The sequence below is a fragment of the Promicromonospora umidemergens genome (genome assembly GCF_024171995.1).
In the GTDB taxonomy this organism is placed as follows: Bacteria; Actinomycetota; Actinomycetes; order Actinomycetales; family Cellulomonadaceae; genus Promicromonospora; species Promicromonospora umidemergens.
In genome coordinates this window covers 428,529-452,454 of the sequence record NZ_JAMTCT010000002.1, presented here as the reverse complement: position 1 = coordinate 452,454, position 23,926 = coordinate 428,529, and the positions used below count along the sequence as shown (strand labels likewise).

25 protein-coding genes and 1 pseudogene are annotated in these 23,926 nt (G+C 69.7%); 19 read left to right on the top strand and 7 right to left on the bottom strand.

Annotation, left to right across the window (positions count from 1 at the left end):
- Positions 1 to 35: 35 nt before the first annotated feature.
- Positions 36 to 596 carry a TetR/AcrR family transcriptional regulator gene (locus tag APR04_RS05640; protein ID WP_253868416.1) on the bottom strand — a complete coding sequence of 187 codons (561 nt, stop codon included), beginning with the start codon at positions 594 to 596 and terminating at the stop codon, positions 36 to 38.
- Between the two features lie 124 nt (positions 597 to 720).
- Between APR04_RS05640 and APR04_RS05635 the strand changes: the two genes are divergently transcribed.
- Positions 721 to 2,508, top strand: coding sequence for an ABC transporter ATP-binding protein (locus APR04_RS05635; protein WP_253868415.1), 1,788 nt, complete (start codon positions 721 to 723; stop codon positions 2,506 to 2,508).
- Between the two features lie 45 nt (positions 2,509 to 2,553).
- Here APR04_RS05635 and APR04_RS05630 read toward each other — a convergent pair whose 3' ends face one another.
- Positions 2,554 to 3,393: a S1 family peptidase gene (locus tag APR04_RS05630; protein ID WP_253868414.1), complete on the bottom strand. Its 840-nt coding sequence runs from the start codon at positions 3,391 to 3,393 to the stop codon at positions 2,554 to 2,556.
- Positions 3,394 to 3,517: 124 nt separating this feature from the next.
- On the opposite strand from APR04_RS05630, the gene APR04_RS05625 reads away from it, so the two are divergent.
- The 3 genes from APR04_RS05625 to APR04_RS05615 all read left to right on the top strand — a co-directional run bounded on the left by APR04_RS05625 (position 3,518) and on the right by APR04_RS05615 (position 6,828).
- Positions 3,518 to 4,456 carry a Ppx/GppA family phosphatase gene (locus tag APR04_RS05625; RefSeq protein WP_253868413.1) on the top strand — a complete coding sequence of 313 codons (939 nt, stop codon included), beginning with the start codon at positions 3,518 to 3,520 and terminating at the stop codon, positions 4,454 to 4,456.
- A 108-nt stretch (positions 4,457 to 4,564) separates the two neighbouring features.
- Positions 4,565 to 5,443, top strand: a complete 879-nt coding sequence (locus APR04_RS05620; RefSeq protein ID WP_253868412.1) for a formate/nitrite transporter family protein — start codon at positions 4,565 to 4,567, stop codon at positions 5,441 to 5,443.
- Positions 5,444 to 5,580: 137 nt separating this feature from the next.
- The gene (locus APR04_RS05615) at positions 5,581 to 6,828 is read left to right on the top strand and encodes an MFS transporter (RefSeq protein WP_253868411.1); all 1,248 of its coding nucleotides are present in this window, start codon (positions 5,581 to 5,583) and stop codon (positions 6,826 to 6,828) included.
- On the opposite strand, the gene APR04_RS05610 is transcribed toward APR04_RS05615, so the two are convergent.
- Genes APR04_RS05610 through APR04_RS05600 form a run of 3 tightly spaced genes read right to left on the bottom strand, consistent with a single transcriptional unit; the run spans position 6,809 to position 9,363 of the window.
- Entirely contained in the window at positions 6,809 to 8,017 is a 1,209-nt protein-coding gene (locus APR04_RS05610; protein ID WP_253868410.1) for a cytochrome P450, read from the bottom strand. The genes APR04_RS05615 and APR04_RS05610 overlap by 20 nt on opposite strands.
- Positions 8,014 to 9,171 (bottom strand): FAD-dependent oxidoreductase, encoded by a 1,158-nt coding sequence (locus tag APR04_RS05605; protein ID WP_253868409.1) that lies wholly within the window; start codon positions 9,169 to 9,171, stop codon positions 8,014 to 8,016. The genes APR04_RS05610 and APR04_RS05605 overlap by 4 nt, the downstream gene beginning before the upstream one ends.
- Before the next feature lie 3 nt (positions 9,172 to 9,174).
- Complete coding sequence (locus tag APR04_RS05600; RefSeq protein ID WP_253868408.1) at positions 9,175 to 9,363, bottom strand: ferredoxin; 189 nt, start codon at positions 9,361 to 9,363, stop codon at positions 9,175 to 9,177.
- Between the two features lie 126 nt (positions 9,364 to 9,489).
- On the opposite strand from APR04_RS05600, the gene APR04_RS05595 reads away from it, so the two are divergent.
- The 5 genes from APR04_RS05595 (at position 9,490) to APR04_RS05575 (ending at position 13,839) form a co-directional block, all read left to right on the top strand.
- On the top strand, positions 9,490 to 10,014 hold the full coding sequence (locus tag APR04_RS05595; protein ID WP_253868407.1) for a hypothetical protein: 525 nt from the start codon (positions 9,490 to 9,492) through the stop codon (positions 10,012 to 10,014).
- 14 nt (positions 10,015 to 10,028) lie between these two features.
- A complete protein-coding gene (locus tag APR04_RS05590) occupies positions 10,029 to 10,412 on the top strand; it encodes a helix-turn-helix domain-containing protein (RefSeq protein ID WP_253868406.1) in 384 nt (127 codons plus the stop codon).
- Positions 10,413 to 10,565: 153 nt separating this feature from the next.
- Positions 10,566 to 11,990, top strand: a complete 1,425-nt coding sequence (locus APR04_RS05585; RefSeq protein ID WP_253868405.1) for an extracellular solute-binding protein — start codon at positions 10,566 to 10,568, stop codon at positions 11,988 to 11,990.
- Positions 11,987 to 12,961 carry a carbohydrate ABC transporter permease gene (locus APR04_RS05580; protein WP_253868404.1) on the top strand — a complete coding sequence of 325 codons (975 nt, stop codon included), beginning with the start codon at positions 11,987 to 11,989 and terminating at the stop codon, positions 12,959 to 12,961. Before APR04_RS05585 ends, APR04_RS05580 begins: the two co-directional genes overlap by 4 nt.
- Positions 12,958 to 13,839 (top strand): carbohydrate ABC transporter permease, encoded by an 882-nt coding sequence (locus APR04_RS05575; RefSeq protein ID WP_253868403.1) that lies wholly within the window; start codon positions 12,958 to 12,960, stop codon positions 13,837 to 13,839. The genes APR04_RS05580 and APR04_RS05575 overlap by 4 nt, the downstream gene beginning before the upstream one ends.
- Here the strand turns inward: APR04_RS05575 and APR04_RS05570 are convergent.
- The gene (locus APR04_RS05570; protein ID WP_253868402.1) at positions 13,829 to 14,041 is read right to left on the bottom strand and encodes a hypothetical protein; all 213 of its coding nucleotides are present in this window, start codon (positions 14,039 to 14,041) and stop codon (positions 13,829 to 13,831) included. The two genes, APR04_RS05575 and APR04_RS05570, sit on opposite strands and share 11 nt — an antisense overlap.
- A 192-nt stretch (positions 14,042 to 14,233) precedes the next feature.
- Between APR04_RS05570 and APR04_RS05565 the strand changes: the two genes are divergently transcribed.
- From APR04_RS05565 to APR04_RS05525, 10 genes and pseudogenes are all read left to right on the top strand, one after another.
- A complete protein-coding gene (locus tag APR04_RS05565) occupies positions 14,234 to 14,521 on the top strand; it encodes an Rv0250c family protein (protein WP_253868401.1) in 288 nt (95 codons plus the stop codon).
- Positions 14,518 to 15,342, top strand: a complete 825-nt coding sequence (gene sdhC / locus APR04_RS05560; RefSeq protein ID WP_253868400.1) for a succinate dehydrogenase subunit SdhC — start codon at positions 14,518 to 14,520, stop codon at positions 15,340 to 15,342. Before APR04_RS05565 ends, sdhC begins: the two co-directional genes overlap by 4 nt.
- Before the next feature lie 25 nt (positions 15,343 to 15,367).
- Positions 15,368 to 17,422, top strand: a complete 2,055-nt coding sequence (locus APR04_RS05555) for a fumarate reductase/succinate dehydrogenase flavoprotein subunit (protein WP_253868399.1) — start codon at positions 15,368 to 15,370, stop codon at positions 17,420 to 17,422.
- Complete coding sequence (locus tag APR04_RS05550; RefSeq protein WP_253868398.1) at positions 17,419 to 18,171, top strand: succinate dehydrogenase/fumarate reductase iron-sulfur subunit; 753 nt, start codon at positions 17,419 to 17,421, stop codon at positions 18,169 to 18,171. Before APR04_RS05555 ends, APR04_RS05550 begins: the two co-directional genes overlap by 4 nt.
- 125 nt (positions 18,172 to 18,296) lie before the next feature.
- On the top strand, positions 18,297 to 18,491 hold the full coding sequence (locus tag APR04_RS05545) for a hypothetical protein (RefSeq protein ID WP_253868397.1): 195 nt from the start codon (positions 18,297 to 18,299) through the stop codon (positions 18,489 to 18,491).
- A gap of 87 nt (positions 18,492 to 18,578) precedes the next feature.
- A complete protein-coding gene (locus tag APR04_RS05540; protein WP_253868396.1) occupies positions 18,579 to 19,511 on the top strand; it encodes a hypothetical protein in 933 nt (310 codons plus the stop codon).
- Positions 19,512 to 19,639: 128 nt separating this feature from the next.
- Positions 19,640 to 19,981 (top strand): annotated as a pseudogene (locus APR04_RS31260) (peptidoglycan-binding domain-containing protein); the annotation flags it as partial.
- A 36-nt stretch (positions 19,982 to 20,017) separates the two neighbouring features.
- The gene (locus APR04_RS05535) at positions 20,018 to 20,947 is read left to right on the top strand and encodes an efflux RND transporter periplasmic adaptor subunit (protein WP_253868395.1); all 930 of its coding nucleotides are present in this window, start codon (positions 20,018 to 20,020) and stop codon (positions 20,945 to 20,947) included.
- A 5-nt stretch (positions 20,948 to 20,952) separates the two neighbouring features.
- Positions 20,953 to 21,660, top strand: coding sequence for an ABC transporter ATP-binding protein (locus APR04_RS05530; RefSeq protein WP_253868508.1), 708 nt, complete (start codon positions 20,953 to 20,955; stop codon positions 21,658 to 21,660).
- On the top strand, positions 21,653 to 22,948 hold the full coding sequence (locus tag APR04_RS05525; protein WP_253868394.1) for an ABC transporter permease: 1,296 nt from the start codon (positions 21,653 to 21,655) through the stop codon (positions 22,946 to 22,948). The genes APR04_RS05530 and APR04_RS05525 overlap by 8 nt, the downstream gene beginning before the upstream one ends.
- Before the next feature lie 65 nt (positions 22,949 to 23,013).
- Here APR04_RS05525 and APR04_RS05520 read toward each other — a convergent pair whose 3' ends face one another.
- A complete protein-coding gene (locus APR04_RS05520; protein ID WP_253868393.1) occupies positions 23,014 to 23,844 on the bottom strand; it encodes a helix-turn-helix transcriptional regulator in 831 nt (276 codons plus the stop codon).
- Positions 23,845 to 23,926 lie beyond the last annotated feature (82 nt).

The following is a 23,926-nucleotide window of genomic DNA, read 5'->3' as shown; positions in this document are numbered from 1 at the left end:
CAGAGAGAGGCCCGGGCCGGCGTGCGAGCCCGCGTTCAGGGCTCCACGCTGCGCCGGAACGACCGCACCGCGAGGTCGGCGGCGACGTGCCGCGGCATGTCCTGGTTGCTGACCTCGGCTGCGGTGTAGAGCAGCGCATAGTAGACGGAGACGGCCCAAGAGGTCGGGATCCGCTCGTCGATCGCCCCGTCCGCACGGGCGCGGTCGACGAGCGCCCGCATCTCGCCGTCTCCGTCGTCGGCGGACCAGTGCGGGTTGCCTGCGAACCTGTTCGGGTCCGCGAACAGGAAGATCACACGGTCGCCCATCTCGACCCCTGCACGCAGGTACTGCTCGAGCGTGTCCATCGCCGGGGCGCTCGCGGCACCGCCGTCGTCCAGCGTCTCCAGCCGGGCCAGCGAGTCGAGCAGCAGGGCGTCCACCAGCGCCTGGCGATCGGTGAAGTAGCGGTGCAGCGTCGATCGGCTGACCTGGGCGCGCTCGGCGATCGCGCTCAGCGACGCCGAGAAGTCGTGTGCCCACACCGCCGCGGCCGCGTCCAGCACCGCCTGCCGCGTGCGTGCGCGTGCTCCTCGTTCGATCTGCTCGGTCGTCACCAGCCGAGGGTATGCGGTGGGCACTCGCGGCACAATTCAGTTGCTTAATAGGACAGTAGTGTCGCAGAATGAATCGCTCGTGTACGAACGGGCTTGCGGCTGGACCGACTGGACGGAGCAGGACGTGGAACGGACCACCAAGCAGAAGGCGGGCATCCTCTGGGCCTATGCCAGGCCGCACAAGGCGGTGCTGGTCGTCGCCCTCGTCCTCGGCGCGGTGGCGACCGCTGCCGAGCTGGCGACGCCGCTCGTCACCAAGGCGGTGCTCGACGGGCTCGAGACGTCCGCCTCCCTGCGCACCCCGATCACGATCCTCGGCGTCCTGCTGGTCGCCGGGTCCGCCATGGGGCTGATCCAGGGCATCATGCTCGGCACGCTGGCCGAGCGGATCATCCTCGCGGCACGCACCGGCCTCGTCCGCCACCTGCTGCACGCTCGCGTCCCCGAGGTCACCGCCCGCCAGCCGGGCGAGCTCGTCACCCGCGTCACCTCGGACACCCTGCTCATCCGCGAGGCGACGACGTCCAGCGTGGTCAACTTCGTCAACGGCGTCATCGGTCTGATCGGTGCGGTGGCGCTCATGGCCTACTTGGACGTCGTGCTGCTCGGCGTGACCCTCGTCGTCCTGGTGCTCGCCGGCATCAGCGTGGTCGCCCTGATGCCGCGGCTGTCCAAGGCGCAGCAGGAGGCACAGGAGCACGTGGGCGCGCTCGGCGGGCGCCTCGAAGGAGTTGTCCGGGCCCTGCGGACCGTGAAGTCCGCCCGCGCCGAGTCGCGCGAGACCGCCCGGGTCTCCGAGCATGCCGAGGCGTCGGCCCGCAGCGGCATCCGCGCCGTCAAGCTCGAGAACGTGTCCTGGACGATCACCGGGGTCGCGGTCAACCTGGCCGTGATGCTGCTGCTCGGCGTCGGGGCCTGGCGGGTCTCGACCGACGCGATCACCGTCAGCACGCTCGTGGCGTTCCTGCTGTACGTGTTCCAGCTGATGATGCCGGTCATGCTCCTGACGATGTCGCTGACGTCGCTCCAGTCCGGGCTCGCGGCCGCCGCGCGGATCGCCGAGGTCGAGGAGATGGAGCTGGAGGCGGACGACGGCGTCCCCGGGCCCGGTTCGCGCAGCGATCACGGGGACGCGGCGGGCGTCGACGTCGAGCCGCCGGTGCTGCGGCTGCACGACGTCACCTACCGCTATGCCGGCGCGGACGCCGCCGCGGCGCCGGCGCTCGACGGCGTGAGCCTCGACGTGCCACGGCGTGGTCACACCGCGATCGTCGGCCCCTCTGGCGCCGGGAAGACGACGATCATGTCGCTGCTGCTCCGGTTCCTCAGCCCGGACGGCGGGCGGGTAGAGCTCGACGGGCACCCCTACGCGCACTGGAGCACCGACGAGATCCGGGCCCGGATCGCCTACGTCGAGCAGGACACGCCGATCGTCCCTGGCACCCTGCGGGAGAACCTCGCCTATGCCAGGCCGGACGCCACCGACGCCGAGATCCAGGCCGCCGTCGACGCCCTGCGGCTGACCGAGCGGGTGGCGGTGCTGCCGGACGGCCTCGACACGGAGGTCAACGCGTCGCAGCTCTCCGGCGGTGAACGGCAGCGGGTGGCGGTGGCGCGGGCGCTGGTCGCCCGGCCGGAGATCCTGCTGCTCGACGAGGCGACGGCACAGCTCGACGGCCTGACCGAGGCGGCGCTGGCCGCGGCGATCCGGGACGTCGCAGGCACCGGGGCCGTCGTGACCATCGCACACCGGATCTCGACGATCATCGACGCCGACCAGATCGTGCTGGTCGAGCGCGGCCGCGTGCGAGCGGTCGGCCGGCACACGGAGCTGCTCGAGGTGGACGAGCTGTACCGCGAGCTCGTGGCCGCGCTGCGCCTGGACACGAACGTCGCTGCGCCCACCTCATGACGAAGGGCGCCGTCCACCGTGGACGGCGCCCCCCTTCGGTCTCCGCTACTCGCCGTCCGCCCAGCCGTCGATGGCGTCATCCATCGAGCCGTTGAAGTCGGCCACCTCGGCGTACACGCCCGGGCTGCCGGGTTCGGCGCAGCCGTCGCCCCAGCTGACGATGCCGACCAGGATCTGGCGGCCTTTGTCGTCTGGCGCCAGCAGCGGGCCGCCGGAGTCGCCGTCGCACGTGTCGACGCCGCCGTTCTGGAGGTCGCCCGCGCACAGCATGGTCTGTCCGTCGAACGCGCCCGGGTAGGCGTCGGAGCAGGCCTCGTCGTCGACGAAGGGCAGCTCGACCCATCGCGCGACGGTCGGGTAGCCCTCGCCCGTCTGGCCCCAGCCGACCGCCTCGAGGGTCTCGAACTCGGCGGGGTCCACGTCGACCTCGATCGGATCGATGTCGACCGGCTCGTCGAGCAGCAGCAGCGCCCAGTCGTTGGCGGAGCCGACCGGTTCGCCGTAGTCGTGGGCGAGGTGCAGGTCCGTCACCGCGGTCTCGACGAGCTCGTCGGACTCCAGGTCGACGGAGCCGGAGAAGATCACGAGTCCCTCGGGGTCGTCAACCGCGTCCTCGACGCAGTGCGCGGCGGTGAGGACGACCGTCTTGGTGATGACCGAGCCGCCGCAGGACTGCCGCTCCCACGGCGTGCCCTCGCCGGAGGAGCCGATACCCACGAGCCACGGGTACTGGCCCTCCTCGGCGGGCTGGCCGCCGATGACCAGCGGGCGGAGGTCGTCGTCGGAGATCGCTGCCTGGGCGCTGGAGGTGACGCCGGTCCACACGAGCGTCGCAGCGGCGAGGCCTGCGCCGAGGCGGACCATGCGCTTTCGCTTCCTGTCCACTGTGATCCTTTCGGGGTGGATGTACGGATTAGGCCGTTTGGCCGTCCTGACCGAAAAGTACCCAGATCACCGCGGGACCCCTCCCGAGCGCCTCGGTAGAGGCGATCGCGGTAGCGTCTGCTCCATGCGTCTGGGCGTGCTTGACATCGGTTCTAACACGGGACACCTGCTGGTCGTGGATGCCCATGGCGGCGCGGCGCCGTTGCCCGCCTCCTTCCACAAGGAGCCGCTGCGGCTCGCGGAGCACCTGGACGACCAGGGTGTCGTCGGCCAGGCGGGGGTCGACGCCCTCGTGGAGTTCACCGCGCAGGCCATGCGGGTCGCCGAGGAACGGGGCTGCGCCGAGACGCTGGCGTTCGCGACGTCCGCCGTGCGCGACGCCGTGAACTCCGAGACGGTGCTCAGGACGGTGCTCGACCGCACGGGGGTGCGGCTTCAGGTGCTCAGCGGCGAGGACGAGGCCCGGCTGACGTTCCTGGCCGTGCGCCGGTGGTTCGGCTGGTCGGCCGGGCGGCTGGCCGTGTTCGACATCGGCGGTGGCTCCCTGGAGATCGCCGGCGGAGCGGACGAGGCGCCCGACGCCGCGTGGTCGCTCCCGCTCGGGGCGGCCCGCCTCGCCCGCACGCACTTCGGGAGCCTGCCCGACGCCGGGGCGCTCCGCGACCTGCGCCGCGACCTGCGCGCCGAGATCGCGCAGAACGCCGGGAACCTGCTCCGCGGCGGGCGGCCCGACCGTGCGGCCGCGACCTCGAAGACCTTCCGTTCGCTGGCGCGCATCTGCGGGGCCGCCCCGGCGGGCGACGGGCCGCTGGTGCGCCGGGTGCTGCGGCTCGAGACCCTGCGCGAACGCCTCGACGAGCTCACCACCATGGAGGCCGACGACCTGGCCGGCCTGCCCGGCGTCTCACCGGGCAGGGCCCACCAGATCGTGCCGGGCGCGCTGGTGGCCGAGGCGTGCATGGACGTCTTCGACCTGGCCGAGCTCGAGATCTGCCCCTGGGCGCTGCGCGAGGGAGTGATCCTGGAGCGCCTCGACCTGATGCCGCACATCGGCGTCGGCTGACGGGCGGAGCACCGCTCTCGGCGTCGGGCAGCGGGTGGTGAGGAAAAAGCGCCGTGAACGTAACGCCGCGGCTCGCGGCGCGAAACCCGCCTTCGCGAGTCTCCCGTCATGACCCATGTGAAGCCAGCAGACCTCGTGACCCGCATGATCGACGCCGGTGAGGCCAAGGTGCACCTGTCGACGCGGGACACGTTGATCCGGGCCTTCATGGGCGCCGCCCTGCTCACCATCGCCGCGGCGTTCGCCGTCACCGTCTCGACCGAGACGGGCGAGCCGCTGCTCGGCGCGATCCTGTTCCCCGTGGGCTTCTGCATGCTCTACCTGCTGGGGTTCGACCTGCTCACCGGCGTGTTCACGCTCGCGCCGCTGGCCTGGCTGGCCAAGCGGCCGGGCGTCACCGTCCGCGCGGTGCTGCGCAACTGGGGCCTGGTGTTCGTGGGAAACCTGGCCGGCGCGATCATGGTGGCCGTCCTCATGGCCGTCTACTTCACGTACGGGTTCTCGACGGAGCCCAGCGAGGTGGGCCAGGCGATCGGGGTGATCGGTGAGGGCCGGACCGTCGGCTACGCCGACCACGGGGCCGCCGGGATGCTCACGCTGTTCGTCCGCGGCGTGCTGTGCAACTGGATGGTGTCGACGGGTGTGGTCTTCGCGATGGTGTCGACCAGCGTGCTCGGCAAGGTCGTCGCGATGTGGATGCCCGTCATGCTGTTCTTCTACATGGGGTTCGAGCACTCGATCGTGAACATGTTCCTGTTCCCGGCCGGCCTCATGCTCGGCGCCGACTTCACGATCGTGGACTACCTGGTGTGGAACGAGATCCCCACGGTGGTCGGCAATCTCGTGGGCGGCCTGGTCTTCGTCGGGCTGGCCATGTACGCGACGCACGGGCGGACGGCGCCGAGCCGTCGCCCGGCCGTGCCCGTCGCCGCCGGGGGTCCCACCCCGACCGAGCCGACGGCGGGCCGGGAGCGCGAGCTGGTCTGATCGTTGCGCCGGGGGAACTGGGCGCCAGGGGATCCGGGTGCCAGGGGAGCTGGCGCGTACCCGGTCGGTGACGTCCGGATCGGCCCGGCCCCCGGCGTCGAATCGTTCCGGCGCGGATGTGTACGTTCGTACGTTCCATGCGTACGATCACCCTCATGGCCGACCCCTACCGCCGTCTGCGGCTGTCCCTGTTCGCCCTGACCCTGCTGACGGGGATCGGCCTGTCCTCGTGGGTGACCCGCACGCCCGCGGTACGAGACGCGGTGGACGCGTCGACGGCCGGGATGGGCCTGATCCTCTTCGGGCTGTCGGTCGGATCGATGGTCGGTGTCCTGTCGGCGGGTGCGTTCGTCCGGCGTTACGGAGCCCGACCCGTCATCGTGGTGGGCGCCGTGCTCACGGTCGTCGGCATCGGGGTGGTCGGCCTGGGCGCCGGCGCGTCGACGGCGGCGGGGGTCTTCGCGGGACTCCTGCTCGTCGGTCTCGGCGGTGGGGCGGGGGAGATCGGCCTCAACATCGAGGCCGCGGCGGTGGAGACCGCCACCCGACGGCCTGTTCTCCCACTGCTCCACGGCTGCTTCAGCCTCGGCACCGTGGTGGGCGCGCTCGCGGGCATCGGGCTCACCGCGGTCCAGTTCCCGGTGCTCTGGCACCTGCTGGCCGTGGTCGCCGTCATGGCCGCCCTCGCGGTGTGGGCGTTCCCTGGGATACCTGTCGGGACGGGCAGGGCGCCCGCCCCGCGGGTATCCCGGGGAACGCGCGGGCGACGTGCCGACGGCGCCTCGCGGGCCGAGGTGCGCCGCCCCACCGTGTGGCGCGACTCGCGACTCCTGCTCATCGGTGTCGTCGTGCTGGCGATGGCCTTCGCCGAGGGGTCGGCGAACGACTGGCTCCCGCTGCTGATGGTCGACGGGCACGGAGTCTCCGCCACCAGCGGGTCGCTCGTCTACGCGGGCTTCGCGCTCGCCATGACGGTCGGCCGGTTCGCGGGCGGCCCCTTCGTGGTCCGCTACGGGCGTGCGGCCGTCCTGTCCGTCAGCGCCGTGGGCGGGGCGATCGGTGTCGCGGGAGTCGCCTTCGCGCCGAACCCGGTCCTGGCCGGGATCGCCGTCGCGCTCTGGGGGCTCGGCGCCTCGCTCGGGTTCCCGGTGGCGATCTCGGCGGCCGGCGACGATCCCGAGCGTGGCGCCGAGCGGGTCAGCGCGGTCGCGACCTGCGGCTACCTCGCCTTCCTCGTCGGCCCGCCGCTGCTCGGGTTCCTCGGCGAGCATGCCGGGCTGCGGCAGGCGATGCTCGTGGTCATGGGGCTGCTCGTCGTCGCGGCGATCGCCGCGCGGGGCACCAGGCAGGAGGCACGGGTCGAGCTCATCGATCCAACCCCGTGACCAGGACCGGTCTGGCCGCGTAGGTGGCGACCGGGTTCGCGAGCGGGCTGGGCTCGTGCTGCGCTGTCGACACCAGCCGCAGGTCCGGAAGGCGGGTGACGAGCGCGCGGAAGGCCTCGTCGAGCTCGACGCGAGCGACCTGCTGACCGATGCAGCCGTGCGGGCCGTGACCGAATGCCACGTGACCCCGGGCGTCGCGGCGGACATCGAGCACCTCCGGCTCCGCGAACCGTCGCTCGTCCCGGTTCGCCGACACCGTCGACACAGAGACGGTCGTACCGGCCGGGATGGTGCGATCTCCGATCGCGACGGCCTCGGTGGCCGTGCGCGGGAACACGGTGAGGAACATCGTGCAGTAGCGCACGATCTCTTCGACGGCCCCCGGAACGAGATCGGGATCATCGACGAGGATGCCGTACTGCTCCGGGCTCTCCAGAAGGGCGACCACACCGGTCGAGATCATGTAGGCGACCGTGTCTCGTCCCGACAGGCTCAGCATGTGGAGAAGTCCCTCGACCTCGGCGGAGGACAGGTCCTCGTCGGCAAGGAGATCGCTGATCACGTCCTCGCCCGGGTGCTGACGCCGGTGGTCGAGCGCGGCGCGGAGCAGGTCGTGCTGCTCCTGTCGCGGCGCACCGTGGAGAAAGCACGCCGTGTAGCGATCCACGAGATGATCGGGCACCCCGAGCACCAGAGCGTGGACCCGGATCGAGATCGGCTCGGCGAAATGGGCCAGCAGATCAGCGACGGGACCGGCGCCGATCAGGTTCTCCAGCTCTTCGGCGACGATCTCCGCGATGCGTGGTCGATGCGTCCGGCCGGAACGGACGGTGAAGCGTCGCGTGATCGCACGTCTCAGCCGCAGATGTTCCGCGCCGTCGACGCCGAGGATGTTCGCGCTGGACGAAGCCAGGACGCCGGCTTCGTCCAACGGGCCTGGGGGGCGACCGTCCTCGACCGGACCGTCGCTTCTCGGCATGCGCTGCGGCTGCTGGCTGAAACGTGGATCGGACAGGACCAGCTTCGCCTCCTCGTACCGGGTGACGAGCAGTCCTTCGTGCCCGTCTCGAAAGCCCAGGGGCACGAGCGCGGCAGACTCCCTCCAGCGCGCGAACGTCGGGGACGGTCGGGTCGGCATCGAGTCAGCCGGCAGCGCGTGCTGTCCGGCTCCTCCGGGATATCCGTTCATCGTGAGACCTCCTGCGGGATCGTCGTGTCGCCGAGCATCGCTCGTGCGCGGCGGAAACCCCGCGCTGATCCCCACGCCGCCGCGCCGACGCACCGGCCGCGGTCGACAGCGGCAAAGGCGACCGGTGTACCGGCGTCGTCGCGCTCGACCACGTGTGCTTCTGCTGAGGGCGGGATGCGGCCTGCCGCCTGCACCCGGATCCCGTGGAGGTCGGTCCAGAAGTAGGGGACGGCCGTGCGCTGCTGAGGTGCGCCGACGATCCGGCGCGCGACCTCCCGAGCCTGGGCGATGGCAGCGGACTGCGTCCTCCGGGAGACGTCGTACCGGCCGCCCGCGCGATCGGCGACGTCTCCGACGGCCCACACTCCTGGTGCCACCCGCCCCGAGGTGTCGCACCGCACGCCATCGACGGTCGTCGGTAGGGCATTCGCGAGCCAGCAGGCAGTGGCATCGACCCCGACGGCGAGGGCCACGGCGTCGGCGAGCGCCGGGTGGTCACCGCCATCGGCGGTCCAGCCGCCGGCGGACCGGTCCACCCGTGCCGGCTCCGTCCTGACCTCCACGCCATGGGCTCGATGCAGCGGGATCAGTGGTGCAGCGAACACTCCGTGCAGCGGCCCGATCGCCGGCGTAGGACGCGCAAGAAGGATCGTGCGGAGCCCTGCGGATACTGCCGCCGAACAGATCTCCGAGCCGAGCACACCTCCACCGATCACCATCAGGCTCCGCTCGCTGCGGAGCACGGCTGCGAGAGCAGCGGCATCGCGCCGAGTCCTGAGCAGGTGAGCTCCGTCGTCCACGAGGTGGCGAAGCTCAGCGGGAACCGTGGGTGCTGCGCCGCTCGCGATCACCACGTGGTCGTACGGGAGCTTCCCGCGAGCCGTCAGCAATCGCCGATCAGCCACGTCGATCCGTTCTGCCGTCTCACCGGGCCGGAAGTCCACGCCGATCGACTCCAGACCTGCTTCGTCGACGAGGTCAGCGCGTTCCGGGCTGGTCCCCAGCAGTATCTCCTTGGACAACGGCGGCCGCTGGTACGGCCGCCCGCTCTCGGCGTCGAGCAGGACGATCTCGCCGGCGAACCCCAGCTCACGCAGTCCCTGCACCAGGGTGACCCCTGCGACGGAGGCCCCGACGACGACCACTCGGGTCATGGGTCACTCCCTGATCTTGATGGCGCGAGCAGGGCAGAGCGCAGCGGCCTCCCGCACCTCCGAGGTATCGGGGACGTCGTCGGTCAGGAGCATGACGATCCCGCTGTCGTCCTGGTCGAAGACGTCCGGCGCCGTGAGCGTGCACTGTCCTGCTCCGACGCACGAGTCGGCATCGACATCGATCTGCAGCACGAGATGACCCTCCTTCGGGTGGGGGCGATGCCCACCACGATATGCGCGCTATCTGCAGCAGACACGGCGTATCTTGGGCAGCTTGGCGAGGATGTTGGCCTCCGACAGGATCGAGGGACCAGGACCATGTCGACGTCGCGACCGGCGAGGCGCCTGCGGGAGCACTTCCCGAGCCTGCGGCACGCGGGGGTGGCCGCAGAGCGCTACCCGCGCTTCGTCAACCCCGAGCTGGACCCCCACCACCTGGACGTCGTGCTCCTGACCTTCGTGCTGTCCGGCGAGGGGCAGCACCTCATGGGCGACACGACGCACAAGATCGTGTCGCCATCGGTCGCGGTGACGGTGACCGGACAGAAGCACAGTCTCCTCACCGACGAGAACGGCCTGAACGTCGTGAACGTCTTCATCGACCCCGACCTGCACCCGCTGCCGGACCTGCAGCCTCCGCTCGACGAAGCGCTGGCAGCCTTCATCCCCCTGCCGTCGGCACCAGGGTTGCTCACCACGGACTTCGCCCAGGTCCGGCTCGCGCCGTCCGACAACGTCGAGCCCAGCTCGACCTGCTCGTGCAGGAGACAGCCCGTCCGCGAGGCCTGGACCTGCTGTCCGCTCTGCGTACGGCCCTGCTCGCGACCTGTGCGCACGCGGTGATCGACCGCGGGCTGATGAAGGCGACCGAACGGACCTCCCCGTCGGACGACCGCATCATCGCCGTGCGCGACTGGCTCGACCGGAACTGTCGCGAGACGCACACCCTGGCATCCCTGGCCGAGCGCGCCCAGCTGGAGCGGACGTACTTCTCCGCTCGCTTCACCAAGGTCGTGGGGCTCTCGTCGAGCGAGTACATCGCGCGCCTGCGCATCCGCTACGCCATCAGCCTGCTCCAGGCGACCGACGACCCGATCGCGGCCATCGCCCGAAGCAGCGGCTTCTACGACCTGTCCAATTTCGGCAGGACGTTCCGACGGCTCATGGGCAGGTCGCCCCGTCAGTTCCGAGCAGAGACCCGGTCGTTACGAGCCGGACGTTCGCTCCGCACCACGGAATGACGGCCTCGGGATGCGGCTTGCCCAATATCGGCCGACGTCCACAAATATCTGCACACTTACTGGCGAAGTCTTGACTCGGTTAGTGGGCAACTGCAGAATCACGGCAGTTTGAAACGTTCCAAGTTCGCCCGTCAGCGTCGACAGGAGATCTCCATGGCAGAAGCGCGCCCGCGATCGAAGATGTCGCCCTTCGGCCTTCGTCCCACCACAACCCCCTCCTGGGCGGTCTCCCGCCGCGCGGTGCTCCTTGGTGCCCTCGTCGGCGCTGGGAGCCTGGCCGGCTGCACGGTCGTGAGCGACGGCGTCGGAGCCGCGGAGCTCTCCGGAGCGCTCGACAAGCAGCCGGCCGGCGGTCGACCCCGAACCATCGAGATGTACAACCTCTGGGGCGGCCGTGCGGGCAAGGCATGGGTCGCCATGGCCGAGCTCTACGAAGAGATCCAGGACGAGGTCGCCGTGCGCATCACCTTCGCGCCTCCCTCGCCCGACACGCAGGTACGCCTCCTGACGGCGATCGCCTCCGAGAGCCCACCGGACGTGGCCTTCGTCACCCCGGAGCAATATCCGCAGCTGACAGGGCTGGGCGTGACGACCGACCTCGGCCCGTACCTCGCCGCCTCGGGTCTGGGCGAGCAGAACTTCCACCCCACGGTGTGGAACGCGATGAGCGTCACCGGAAGCGTCTACTCGATGCCCGCGATGGTCGACCCCAACTTCCCGCTCTTCTACAACCCGGCACTGCTGGCCGAGGCAGGCCTCGACCCGCAATCCCCTCCCGTCACCCTCGACGACCTGTCACGCATGAGCGACGCGATCCTGCGCCGCGAGGGCGGCCGCGCCACCCGGATCGGCACCATGCCCTGGAACTACTACGGCTACAGCAACTCGCTGTACACGATCGGCTTCGCCTACGGCGCGCACTTCGTCTCGCAGGACAACGCTCGGGTGACCCCGGAAAGCCCGGCGGTCGTGACCGCGCTGGAGTGGATCTGCGACTTCACCGAACGGATGGGCGGGGCAGGCAACGTCGCCGTCACCCCACCAGGATTCTCCTTGCCCGTCCTTGGCACCGGGAACGTCGCCATGATGCCGATGACGGCCAACGATGCCAGCAACCTCGCACAGAACTCCGACATCAAGCTGGCCTCTGTGCCGTTCCCGTTCGCCGAAGGGTACGGAGAGCCGGGCAGCGCCACCTGGATCGGGGGGTGGAACATGTTCATCCCCTCGAAGGCCAAGGATCCGGACGCGGCCTGGGACTTCATCCGGTGGGTGACGACGTCCCCGGAAGGCACCTCGAAGAACTACGAGGAGATGTCCAACATCCCGGGGATCGTCCAGGCGCCGGCGCTCGCGAAGCTCGAGCAGGACCCCACGCTCGGAATCTTCGCAGAGGCGCTGCGGGACGCCCAGAACGTGCGCCCGCCCATCCCCGTCGCCGCCACCTACACCCAGCAGCTGGACATCTTCGTCGGCCAGGCGATCTTCGGCCGGATCAGCCCCGAGCGGGCGATGCAGCGCGTCTCGGAGATCACCAATGCGGAATGGGACGAGTTCCGCGAGAGGAACGGGTCATGACAACGGCGACGACGCACCCCGCACGGACCACCGTACCCACACCTCGTGCGACGCCGGCCCGGCAGCCCTGGATCCCGCGGACCCGACGACAGAAGCACAACTTCTTCTGGGGTCTGGTCTTCACGTCCCCCGCGATCATCGGGCTGGTCCTGTTCACCCTCGCACCGGTGACCACGTCGCTCTTCAACAGCCTGACGGACGTGTCGCTGGTCGGTGGCCGAACCAGCTTCGTGGGACTGCAGAACTACCGCGAGCTGCTCCACGACTCGAGCTGGTGGATGTCCCTGACGAATACCACGATTCTCGCTGTCGCCTCCGTCCCCCTCGGGCTCGCCGTCGCGCTCGGGCTCGCGCTGCTGCTCAACCTGCGGGCGCGTGGGATGTCGGTCTACCGGGTGATCTTCTTCCTCCCCTCGATCGTGCCGATCGTCGCGGCCGCCGTCGTGTGGACCTACGTGCTCGACCCCCAGTACGGCATCCTCAACAACCTGCTGGGCTCGGTGGGCATCCAGGGTCCGGGCTGGCTCAGCGACCCCGCGTGGTCGAAGCCTGCGCTGATCATCTTCGGCCTCTGGGGCGTCGGCAACCTCATGATCATCCTGCTGGCAGGCCTGCAGGGAGTGCCGCAGGAGCTCCGCGAACAGGCGACCATCGACGGGGCGGGGGCCTGGGCTCGATTCCACGCCGTCACCCTTCCGTTCATCAGCCCGCACCTGCTGTTCGGCCTCGTCACCGGCCTCATCGCCGGATTCCAGTACTTCACGCAGGCGTTCGTCCTGGCGGGAGCCAACGGTGACCCGGCGGGATCCACGCTCGTCTCCGGCGTCTACCTGTACACCACCGCGTTCTACAACTTCGAGCTCGGGTACGCGAGCGCCATCGGATGGGTGCTCTTCATCATCATCGCGATCGCATCACTCATGACGTTCCGCCTGGTCGGACGGCACGTCTACTACGGAGGAGCCTCATGAGCGTGCGCACCGCAGAACCGGTCAGCAGGGCCTCGCGCCGGCGCCCCCTCTGGCCGCGCCTCGCCGCCACCCTCACCAAGCACACCGTGCTCATCGTCGTGAGCCTGGTGTTCCTCCTGCCGTTGGTGTGGATGGTGAGCGGATCCCTGAAGACGGCGGCCGATATCGGCAAGTTCCCGATCGAGTGGTTCCCCGAGGTCATCACGACGGGCAACTACGCGTACGGGCTCTCTGCGTTCCCTTTCGCCCGCTACTTCTTCAACACGCTGCTCATCTGCATCCCGTCCATGATCGGCGCCGCGTTCTCGAGCGCCCTGGTGGGCTACGGCCTGGCCCGGATCGACTGGCCGTTCCGCAACGCCCTGTTCGGGGTTCTCGTCGCCACGATGATGATCCCGTTCTACGTCACGATGGTCCCGCTGTTCACCGCATACCGCGCCATCGGATGGACCGACACGTACCTGCCGCTCATCGTGCCCCAGTTCTTCGGGGTGCCGTTCTGCATCTTCCTCATGCGCCAGTTCTTCATGGGGATCCCCACGACTCTCTCGGACGCCGCCCGCGTGGACGGCGCAGGGGAGCTGCGGATCTTCTTCCAGGTGATCCTGCCGCTGTGCAAGCCGGCGCTCGCGGCGGTGGCCCTGTTCCAGTTCCTGGCGTCCTGGAGCGACCTGCTCGGCCCGCTGCTGTACCTGTCCGACAGCAACAGCTACACGTTGTCACTGGGCCTGACGTTCTTCCAGGGAGCAGAGGGTGATACGGCGGTGGGCCCCCTCATGGCCGTCAGCACCCTCGTCCTGATCCCCGTGATCGTGCTGTTCTTCTTCGCCCAGCGCACGTTCATCCAGGGCATCACGATGACCGGGATCAAGGGGTAGGGCCGTAGCTTGCGGCGCCGGCGCCGTCCGTGTCGCTACGTTCCTCGCCACGGACGGCGCCGCAGCGCCAGCAGGGGCCCGTCGGGCTCTCGTTGAGGGCACCGCAGTCGGGGCAGACCTCGGACAGCCAGCAGGCGGCGTCCCCGCCGTCGGGCACGGGCACCTGGGTGTGCGGTCGGTCCGCCGGGTCGGCGTCTGACACTGGCCCTCCTTCAGGACTTCGTGCGCAGGACTTCTCGCGGCCGCGGCCGCGGTCGCTGCGCTGGTGCGAGGCTAGCGCCGGCGGGGCCGCGCCGGCCAGCGCGCTGCCCTTGCTTAACCGAGGCGTTCACGGCAGAGTCTGTCGTGACGCGCCTCACACCGTGGTGAGGGGCGTCGCCAAAGGAGGTGCCGAATGACGACCACCGAATTTGCCACGCTGCGCCGCTCGATCGAGCAGCTGCGCCAGAGCGTGTCCGGAGTGCGCAGCGCCTTCGGCGACGGGCCGGAGGTGCGGCGGCTCATGAACGACCTCGAGCGGCTGGAGATCGACGCGACAGAGCTCGCGTCGGCCGAGCCCCTGCGGCAGACGAACAGCCGCGTGCCCGAGCACGTCGTCGTACCGGACACCCCGCTGGACGAGGCGATGTTCAGCGATGCCGACGACGAAGGGCTCGGCGGCTACCACGGCGACCGGTCGTGACGGCGACCGCCCGGAGCACCGGCTCACGAGGCGTCGACAGCCCGGGCCGCGCGGCCATCAGGGCGCGGACGCTGCGGTCGGACCGGTGGTGGCTGCCGCCCGCCGCGACCACGGCTGGCCTGCTGGTCTTCATCGTGTACGCGACGGTGCGGGCGTTCCAGCAGCAGTACTTCTTCGCCGACGAGCGCTACCTGACGCCGTTCTACTCGCCGTGCGTGTCGCTGGGGTGCGCGGCGGAGCCTGGAGCGGCGCACTTCGGGATGTTCCTCCCGGACCACCCGCTCCTCCCGTACGCGGCGCTCACCCTGCCGTTCCTGCTGCTGTTCCGGCTGACCTGCTACTACTACCGCAAGGCGTACTACCGGTCGTTCGCGCTCTCGCCTGCGGCGTGCGCGGTGCCCGAGCCGCACGCGACGTACACGGGCGAGACGCGTTTCCCGTTGATCATGCAGAACGTCCACCGGTACTTCTTCTACGTCGCGGTGCTCATCTCGCTGATCAACACGTACGACGCCGTCGTCGCGTTCCGGCATCCCACCGACGGGTTCGTGGTGGGCGTCGGCAACCTCGTGCTGCTGGTGAACGTCGCGCTGCTGTGGTGCTACACGGCCTCGTGCCACTCGTGCCGGCACGTGATGGGCGGCCGGCTCACGCACTTCTCGAAGCACCCGGTGCGCTACCGGCTCTGGACGTGGGTGTCCGCGCTCAACACGCGGCACGCGACGTTCGCGTGGATCACGCTCGCGACCCTCATCCTGACGGACCTGTACGTGGCGCTCGTCGCCAGCGGAACCATCACCGACCTGCGCCTGATCGGATGACGCCCAGCGGAAAGAGAGCCCGGCCTTGACGGAGATCGAACGGCACGAGTACGACGTCCTGGTCATCGGAGCCGGGGGTGCCGGGCTGCGCGCCGCGATCGAGGCGCGCGAGCGCGGCCTGCGGGTCGCGATCGTCTGCAAGTCGCTGTTCGGCAAGGCGCACACGGTGATGGCCGAGGGCGGGTGCGCCGCCGCCATGGGCAACGTCAACGACAACGACTCCTGGCAGGTGCACTTCCGCGACACCATGCGCGGGGGCAAGTTCCTGAACAACTGGCGGATGGCGGAGCTGCACGCCAAGGAGGCGCCCGACCGCGTCTGGGAGCTGGAGATGTACGGCGCGCTGTTCGACCGCACGAGTGACGGGCGGATCAGCCAGCGCCACTTCGGCGGGCACACCTACCCGCGCCTGGCGCACGTCGGCGACCGGACCGGGCTCGAGCTGCTGCGCACCATGCAGCAGCGCATCGTCGCGCTGCAGCAGGACGACCATGCCGAGACCGGCGACTACGAGGCCCGGCTGCGCGTGTTCGCCGAGTGCACGGTCACGGAGCTGCTGACCGGCCCGTCGGACGCCCCGGACCAGCCCGGCGCCATCGCCGGAGCCCTCGGGTACTGGCGGGAGTCGGGCCGGCTGGTGCTGTTCTCGGCGCCCGCCGTCGTGCTCGCCACGGGCGGGATCGGCAAGTCGTTCCAGGTGACGTCCAACTCGTGGGAGTACACGGGCGACGGACACGCCCTCGCGCTGCGCGCCGGCGCGGAGCTCATCGACATGGAGTTCGTCCAGTTCCACCCGACCGGCATGGTGTGGCCACCCAGCGTCAAGGGCATCCTCGTGACCGAGGGCGTGCGCGGCGACGGCGGCGTGCTCAAGAACTCGGACGGCAAGCGCTTCATGTTCGACTACGTCCCGGACGTGTTCAAGGGCCAGTACGCCCAGTCCGAGGACGAGGCGGACCGCTGGTACGACGACCAGGAGAACAACCGCCGCACCCCTGACCTCCTGCCGCGCGACGAGGTGGCCCGCGCGATCAACACCGAGGTCAAGGAGGGGCGCGGCTCGCCGCACGGCGGCGTCTACCTCGACATCGCGAGCCGCATGCCTGCCGAGGAGATCAAGCGGCGCCTGCCGTCGATGTACCACCAGTTCAAGGAGCTGGCCGACGTCGACATCACCGCCGAGCCGATGGAGGTCGGCCCCACGTGCCACTACGTGATGGGCGGTATCCACGTCGACCCGGACACCGGGCAGTCCCGCGTGCCGGGGCTGTTCGCGGCGGGGGAGTGCGCCGGCGGCATGCACGGCTCCAACCGGCTCGGCGGCAACTCGCTCTCCGACCTGCTGGTGTTCGGCCGGCGTGCGGGGCTCGGCGCGGCGGACTACGTGGCCGACCTGGACCGCCGTCCCGACGTCCGGCCGGCGGACGTCGACGCGGCGGCCCGGATGACGCTCGCGCCGTTCGACCCGCCGTCGGCCAGGACGGGTGGTGCGAGCGGGGCGGACGCCGCGAGCGGTGCCGGCGCGAACGGTGCCGGAGAGAGCGGTGCCGGCGAGAACCCGTACACGCTGCACGCCGAGCTGCAGCGGATGATGAACGACCTGGTCGGCATCATCCGGACGGAGTCGGAGGTCGCCGAGGCACAGCGGCGCCTCGGCGAGCTGCGCACGCGGGTGCGACAGGTGTTCGTCGAGGGCCACCGGCAGTACAACCCCGGCTGGCACCTGGCGCTGGACCTCCGGAACATGCTCGTCGTGAGCGAGGCAGTGGCGTCGTCGGCCCTGCTGCGCACCGAGAGCCGCGGCGGGCACACCCGCGAGGACCACCCAGGGCTGGACCCGGACTGGCGCCACCGGGTCCTCGTCACGCACCTCGCCCGCGACGGCGAGCCCGACGGCGAGCACGACGGCGGGGTGGACCCGGTGCTGCCGCGGGTCGCCGTCGGACCGGCCGAACGGGCACCGATGCGCGAGGACCTGCTCGCGCTGTTCGACCTCGCCGAGCTCGAGAAGTACTACACGCCGAGCGAGCTGGCGGCGCACCCCGGGAATACGGCAGCTCCAGAGGGAGGGACCGCATGAGCTACACGGGCACGTTCCGGATCTGGCGCGGCGACACCGACGGTGGCGCGCTGACGGACTTCGAGGTCGAGGTCAACGAGGGCGAGGTGGTGCTCGACGTCCTCCACCGGCTGCAGGCCACCCAGGCGCCCGACCTCGCCGTGCGGTGGAACTGCAAGGCGGGCAAGTGCGGGTCGTGCTCGGCGGAGATCAACGGGAAGCCGCGCCTGCTGTGCATGACGCGGATGTCGGTGTTCGAACCCGGCGACGTCGTGACCGTGACACCGATGCGGACGTTCCCGGTGATCCGCGACCTCGTGACGGACGTGTCGTTCAACTACGCGAAGGCTCGCGAGATCCCGTCGTTCACGCCACCGGCCGAGCTGGCGCCGGGGGAGTACCGCATGGCGCAGGTCGACGTGGAGCGGTCCCAGGAGTTCCGTAAGTGCATCGAGTGCTACCTCTGCCAGGACACCTGCCACGTGGTCCGTGACCACGAGGAGAACAAGGATTCGTTCGCCGGGCCGCGCTTCCTCATGCGGGTCGCGGAGCTGGAGATGCACCCGCTCGACGTCGCCGACCGGGTGCCCGCGGCCCAGGAGGAGCACGGGCTCGGCCAGTGCAACATCACGAAGTGCTGCACCGATGTGTGCCCGGAGGGCATCAAGATCACCGACAACGCGCTCATCCCGATGAAGGAGCGCGTGGCGGACCGGCGCTACGACCCCCTGGTGTGGCTGGGGCGGACGATCTCGCGGCGCCGGGGCTGACGACCGGTTTCGGCACAGCCGTCCACTGGGCGAAATGGGCGAGTTGCCCGGTTTGATGGGGTACGGTGTCCAGGGTCCTTGCGGCGAGGCGAGCGTCGGAACAATGATGTTTCACCTTTCCCAGTGTGTGCAACCGGTATTACAGCATCACCGCCGGAAACAGCGCGGACATCTTCGCGCTGTGGAGCGAGCAGCGAATGGGTAGCAACTATCGCGACCCGAACCTGCGCAACGGCGCTGGAAAGGCCGTCGACGCTCCCAACGGGTACAACGAGAACCACAACGATTCGGTCAGCAGCTGGTGGTTCTACGACTGCTAGCCCGTTTCGCGTTGGGTGGGCGTGCACGTGGTGCGCCCACCCAACGCGGAGAAACGGTCGGCGGCCCCTAATAGAGGTGATTGCATAGTGAACAGAATACTCGGAATGCTCGTGCTTGCGGTGGCTAGCCTGGCTCTCACGGCTTGTCAGGGCGGTGATCTGTCCTCGGATGTTTCCGTGGGTGAGAACTCATCCGACTCCGTGGCCGGATCTGACGCTTCCTATACCCTGGACCGTGAGATTGGCGCAGTCATTCTTCCGCTTGACCGGACCGTCCCGGACCGGGAGGACAGCAATCTCATAACCTCCGCCCAGTGGGCGGCGGCCGCGGTCTGCGCTCGCGAAGCGGGTGTCGGGTTCATGACGGATCGCTATGTGGAGAACAATGCCTACCGAGCTGAGGCTTTCTTCGGTCCGTGGACGATTCGCCAGGCAGAAAAATACGGGTTCGTCGAGCCCTGGCTGACCGACGCTGATCTGGTGGCCAACGGGGTCATGCCTGAAGGTCATGGTGATGCCTCCTCGAACAATCCGGAAGTGTCTGCTGTCAACGGCAACCTTTCCGACGAGGAAAAAGCCATCGTCGAGGACTGCTGGGACTCTCCCGAGGTCAAGGAGCTTGACGTGAAATATGGCTCCGCCCCGTGGATGGAGGAAGTCGAGGAAGTCGATTCCCGGTTCATCGAGGGTGCAGCCGGAGGTGAACTTTTCGACGAGCTGTACGCGTGCTATCGCGAGGCTGGGATGGAGCCGGCCGCGGATGTTCCTGGATCTGTCGAGGGCGCTGATCCCCGGGTGATCGACGAGGAGCAGATCGAGCTGGCAGTGAAGACGGTGCAGTGCAAGGAGGAGACCCAGTTCACTGAGCGGTTGGCGAAGGAGTGGGCGCAGGCGCAGGCGCAGGTTCTCGCACCGTACACACAAGAGCTCGCTGACCAGCGTGCGGAGCTCGACAAGCTGCTGAGTGCCGCGGAGGCGTACCTCGCTGACCATCCCGAAGTCGCTGAGCCGACTCGGTGAAGCGGACTACCTGGGTGGCCGTGACCGCGGCGTGCTCAGTGGCCGCGGTAGGAGCAGCCTTCGGCCTGGGCACCTTCGTCGAGTCGCCATGAGAGGAAGCGGTCGCCAACTCTCAGCGGGATCCACTGGTGACGGCCCCGGTGGAGAAGCGCACGCTCGACTCTGATGTGACGGAGGTGCAGGGCCGCTATTCGGCGGGCTCGACGCTTGCGGTTCCAGCGCCTGCGCTCGATGTTCCAGCTGTCGTGACCAGGCAGGTGTTGCGCAAGGGTGAAACCGTGCAATCGGGGTCGGTTCTGGCTGAGGTCTCGGGGCGGCCAGTGATCGGGCTGGCGACACCCTTCCGGCTCTACCGGGATCTGGCTCCCGGAGACGAAGGGCCGGATGTGGCAGCGCTGCAGGATGCGTTGCGGGCACTCGATCTGTACCAGGGTCGTAGCGACGGCGCCTATGGTGCTGGAACCGCTGGCGCGGTCAAGGCGCTCTATTCCAACCGGGGGTACTCCGTGCCTGTCGATGATGAGCTCGTCGAAGCGGTCGAGCAGGCGGAGACCATGCTTGAGGAGACGCTCGCCGCTCGGCCGCCGGTCGTCTCCAGCACTCAGGACGATGCCTTGTCGGACGAGGGTCAGTCCGGTGCTGGAGTCTCCGCGGACGAGTCGATGGGGCCCGACGCAGTGGATCGCTCGGCGGTCGCCGCCGTGGAGAACAGCATCGCCGAGGCGCGTGCTGAGCTGGACGAGGCGCGGTTCGATGCGCTGACCCCGTTTCGTGTCGCGGAGATCGTCCGGCTGCCTGACGTGGCGGTGAAGGTCGTGTCGGCTGCGCAGGTCGGAGCGGAGCTCGGTGGGGGCGGCGTCACGGGCGGGGAGTCAGAGAGTGACGACGGCGCAGCCAGCACGGTCGAACCGGTCGGCGGCGGGGACCTCGGTACTCTCCGCGTCGGACGGCCAAGTCTGGTCCTGCGGGTGCCGATGGCGTCCAAGGACGGCTTTCCGGCCGGCGGCGAGGTCGAGGTACGGGCCATCACCGACCAGAGCACGGTCGTCAGGGGAGTGGTGCGGCAGGTGAGCGAGTTCCGGCAACCCGATGCGGGTACCCCGGGCGGATTGCCGGGTTACGACGTGACGGTCGTCTTCGAGGGGACGCCCGAGTTCACGGACGGCGACACGCTGGTTGCCTCGGGTCTGGAAGCCGTGGCGCCCAAGGCCGACGGCCTGAGCGTCCCTGTGGTCGCGCTCCGTGAGGATCCGGACGGCGCCTACGTGACGGTGGTCGGCCGGGGCAAGGTCGCGGTAACGGTCAAGGCCACCGGCGACGGGTACGCGGTGGTGGAGGCCGAAGGACTGTCTGTCGGCGATCGGGTGGTCGTCTCCGGCGGCGCCGACACGACGGGTGCTGAGGGCGGACAGCCCGTGACGGGATCGGGCTCGTGAGTCTCATGGTGCTGAGCGAGGTCACGAAGACCTACGACGTCGACCCGCCGGTAGAGGCGTTGCGCGGAGTCGACCTCGACGTCTGCGAGGGGGAACGCGTCGCGGTGCTCGGACGATCCGGTTCGGGCAAGTCGACCCTGCTGAACATCGTCGGACTGCTGGATGAGCCCACCTCGGGAACGTACAGCCTGGCCGGCGAGGACGTCTCCCGGGTCGGTGACAGGGTCCGTGACAGGCTGCGTGCGACCATGCTGGGGTTCGTCTTCCAGGAGTCGCACGTGCTGGGGCACCGCACGGTCGAGGAGAACGTGTCGCTCGGGCTGATGGCGGCTGGCCTGGCACGGGACGTGCGAGCGTCGATGGTCACCGAGGTGCTAGGTCGTGTCGGACTGACGCACCGGGCCACGACGCCGGGGCGTCTGCTGTCCGGCGGCGAGAAGCAACGGCTGGCCGTCGCACGGGCCGTGGCGCCGTCGCCGAGGGTCCTCCTGGCGGACGAACCGACCGGGAACCTCGACGACGTGAACGCCCGGGGGGTTCTGGACCTGTTCGACGAGCAGGCCGCCCGGGGCGTCGCTGTCGTCGTCATCACCCACGACGCACGAACCGCCGCGTGGGCGGACCGGCGCCCCGACCTGGTTGACGGCCGGATCGAGCATCGTGCGATCACCAGGGTTCGCGGCAGCGTGCTCGGGGAGCGCGCCGATGCGTAGAAGGACGCTCGGGCGATGGTCACAAGGGCCTGCGGATCTGCTCGAGGACGTCCTCATCGAGCTGTCCTCACGGCGCGCCCGTGCCCTGATGATGGTCGCAGCCGTCGGCCTGTCTACCGGTGCGTTGCTCGCATCGGTGGGGATCTCCGCCGCCGCCTCCGCTCAGATCGGTTCGGACATCGCTGCGTCGACGCTCGACCTGATGACTGTCTCGGTCGCGCCGACACGAGACGGTGAAGGCGCTATGGAGGAGCGCCGCGCGTCGGCGTCGGACAGTGCGAGCCCGGACAGTGCGATTCCGGACAGTGCGAGCCCGGTCTTGCCGGACGACACCGAGCGGCGCCTTCGCGAGGTAGATCTGATCGAGGCCGGAGGACGTCGGCTGGACGTGAGCCTGGTCGCCAGCCCCGTGGTGACGAGGCTTCCGAGCGGTGACGAGCCTGGTCGCGAGGGCGCCGCAAGCCCTCCGGACGTCGTCGCACTGACGTCGGGCTACCTTGCGGCTGCTCGAACACCTGGCCCCAGCGAAAGGTACTTCCTCCTCGACCGCACGGAGCCTGTGGTGCTGCTCGGTGAGACCGCCGCCGGACGGTTGGACGTCCCCGTGACGGACGATCCGACAGGGTTGCAGGTGTCGATCGACGGCAGCCCGTACGACGTGGCGGGGTTTCTCGGCGGCGAAGGGCCGGCGGCGTTGGCCGATGCCGTCGTCGTGCCGTACGCCACGGGTGTGGAGATGGCGGGAGACGACCGCGAGGCGGAGATCCTGATCAGATCCGTACCTGGTGCCGGTACACAGGTCGCGAAGGTCGCTGCGCTCGCGGTGCGCCCGGCCGCCCCGGAACGGCTGAGCGTATCCCCGGTCGTCTCTGTCGACTCGCTTCGGCGTGGTGTCTCGACCCAGCTCGACCGGCTCGCTGCGTGGACAGGAACCATTCTCATGGGGCTGACGATCCTGCTCATTGCGAACTCGATGGTCATCGCGGTCATGGCACGCACCGCTGAGATCGGGCTGCGACGTGCGCTCGGCTGCTCTCGGGCGCAGGTCGCGGCGGTGTTCCTGACCGAAGGTCTGCTCATCGGCCTGCTGGGCGGTCTGGTCGGGGCGGCGGTGGCAGCGGCCGCCGTCGTCGCCACCTCCGCCGCCAACGGATGGACCGCCGTGCTGCACCCCGGGTGGATCGCACTCGGCCCGGTGATCGGTGCTGGCGTCGGGCTGATCGCGTCGGTGTACCCGGCCAGGCGGGCCGCAGCGATCAGCCCAGCGCTCGCTGTCCGTTCCGAGTAGACGTCAGGTCCGGACGTCAGGTCCGTGACCCAGCAACCGTGGCGGCTGAGCCGGTTTTCGCCGGCTCAGCCGGAGGCCAGCGAACCGAGGAGCCTGAGCCGTCCGGCCGAGTCCGAGCCGGGCGCCGCGCCGAGGAAGACGATGCGCTGGGCGGGGGCGTCGGGCAGGTGGAAGCCCTCCGTGTTGAGCGACAGCCTGCCGACCAGCGGGTGCTCGTACTCCTGGACGGAGTGCGTGCACTCGGCGACCGGGTGTGCCGCCCAGATCCGGACGAAGTCGGGGCTCTTGATGCTCAGCTCTCCGACGAGCTCGTTCAGGAGCGGGTCGTCCGGCTGGTCGCCCGAGGCCATCCGGAGATAGGACGCGAGGTAGGTGGCCTCACGCTCCCAGTCGACGTAGAGGTCACGCATCGCCGGGTCGAGGAACATCTGCCGGGCCAAATTCGGCCGCTGCTCGGGCCCGAGCCCCAGCAGCGCGAAGCCGAGCGGGTTGCCGCCGAGCAGGTCGATGCGGCGCCCGACGACGATCACCGCCTGGTCCGTCATGCTCTCGGCGAGAGCCTGCACGGTGTACCGCAGGCGCTCGGGACGGATCTCGCGCCGGGCGACCTGCGCGGGCCAGGCGAGCCGGAGCAGGTGGAGGCGCTCGCTCTCGTCGAGCCGGAGCGCGCCGGCGATCGACTCCAGCACGGCGTCGGACATCTGGTGGCTCTCGCCCTGCTCGATGCGCGTGTAGTAGTTCACGCTCATCCCCGCGAGCCGCGCCACCTCCTCGCGACGCAGCCCCGGCACGCGGCGCTGCTCGCCGTACGTCTTCACTCCGACGCCGGCCGGCGTGAGCGCCTCCCTGCGAGAGCGGAGAAAGCCCGCGAGCCCGACGTTCCGCTGTTCGCTCATGCCCTCCATGGTCCACCGTCCCGGCGCGGTGAGCCATCCCCTGGCGTGGGTACCCACCGCATGGCGTGGTGCTCCGACCGCC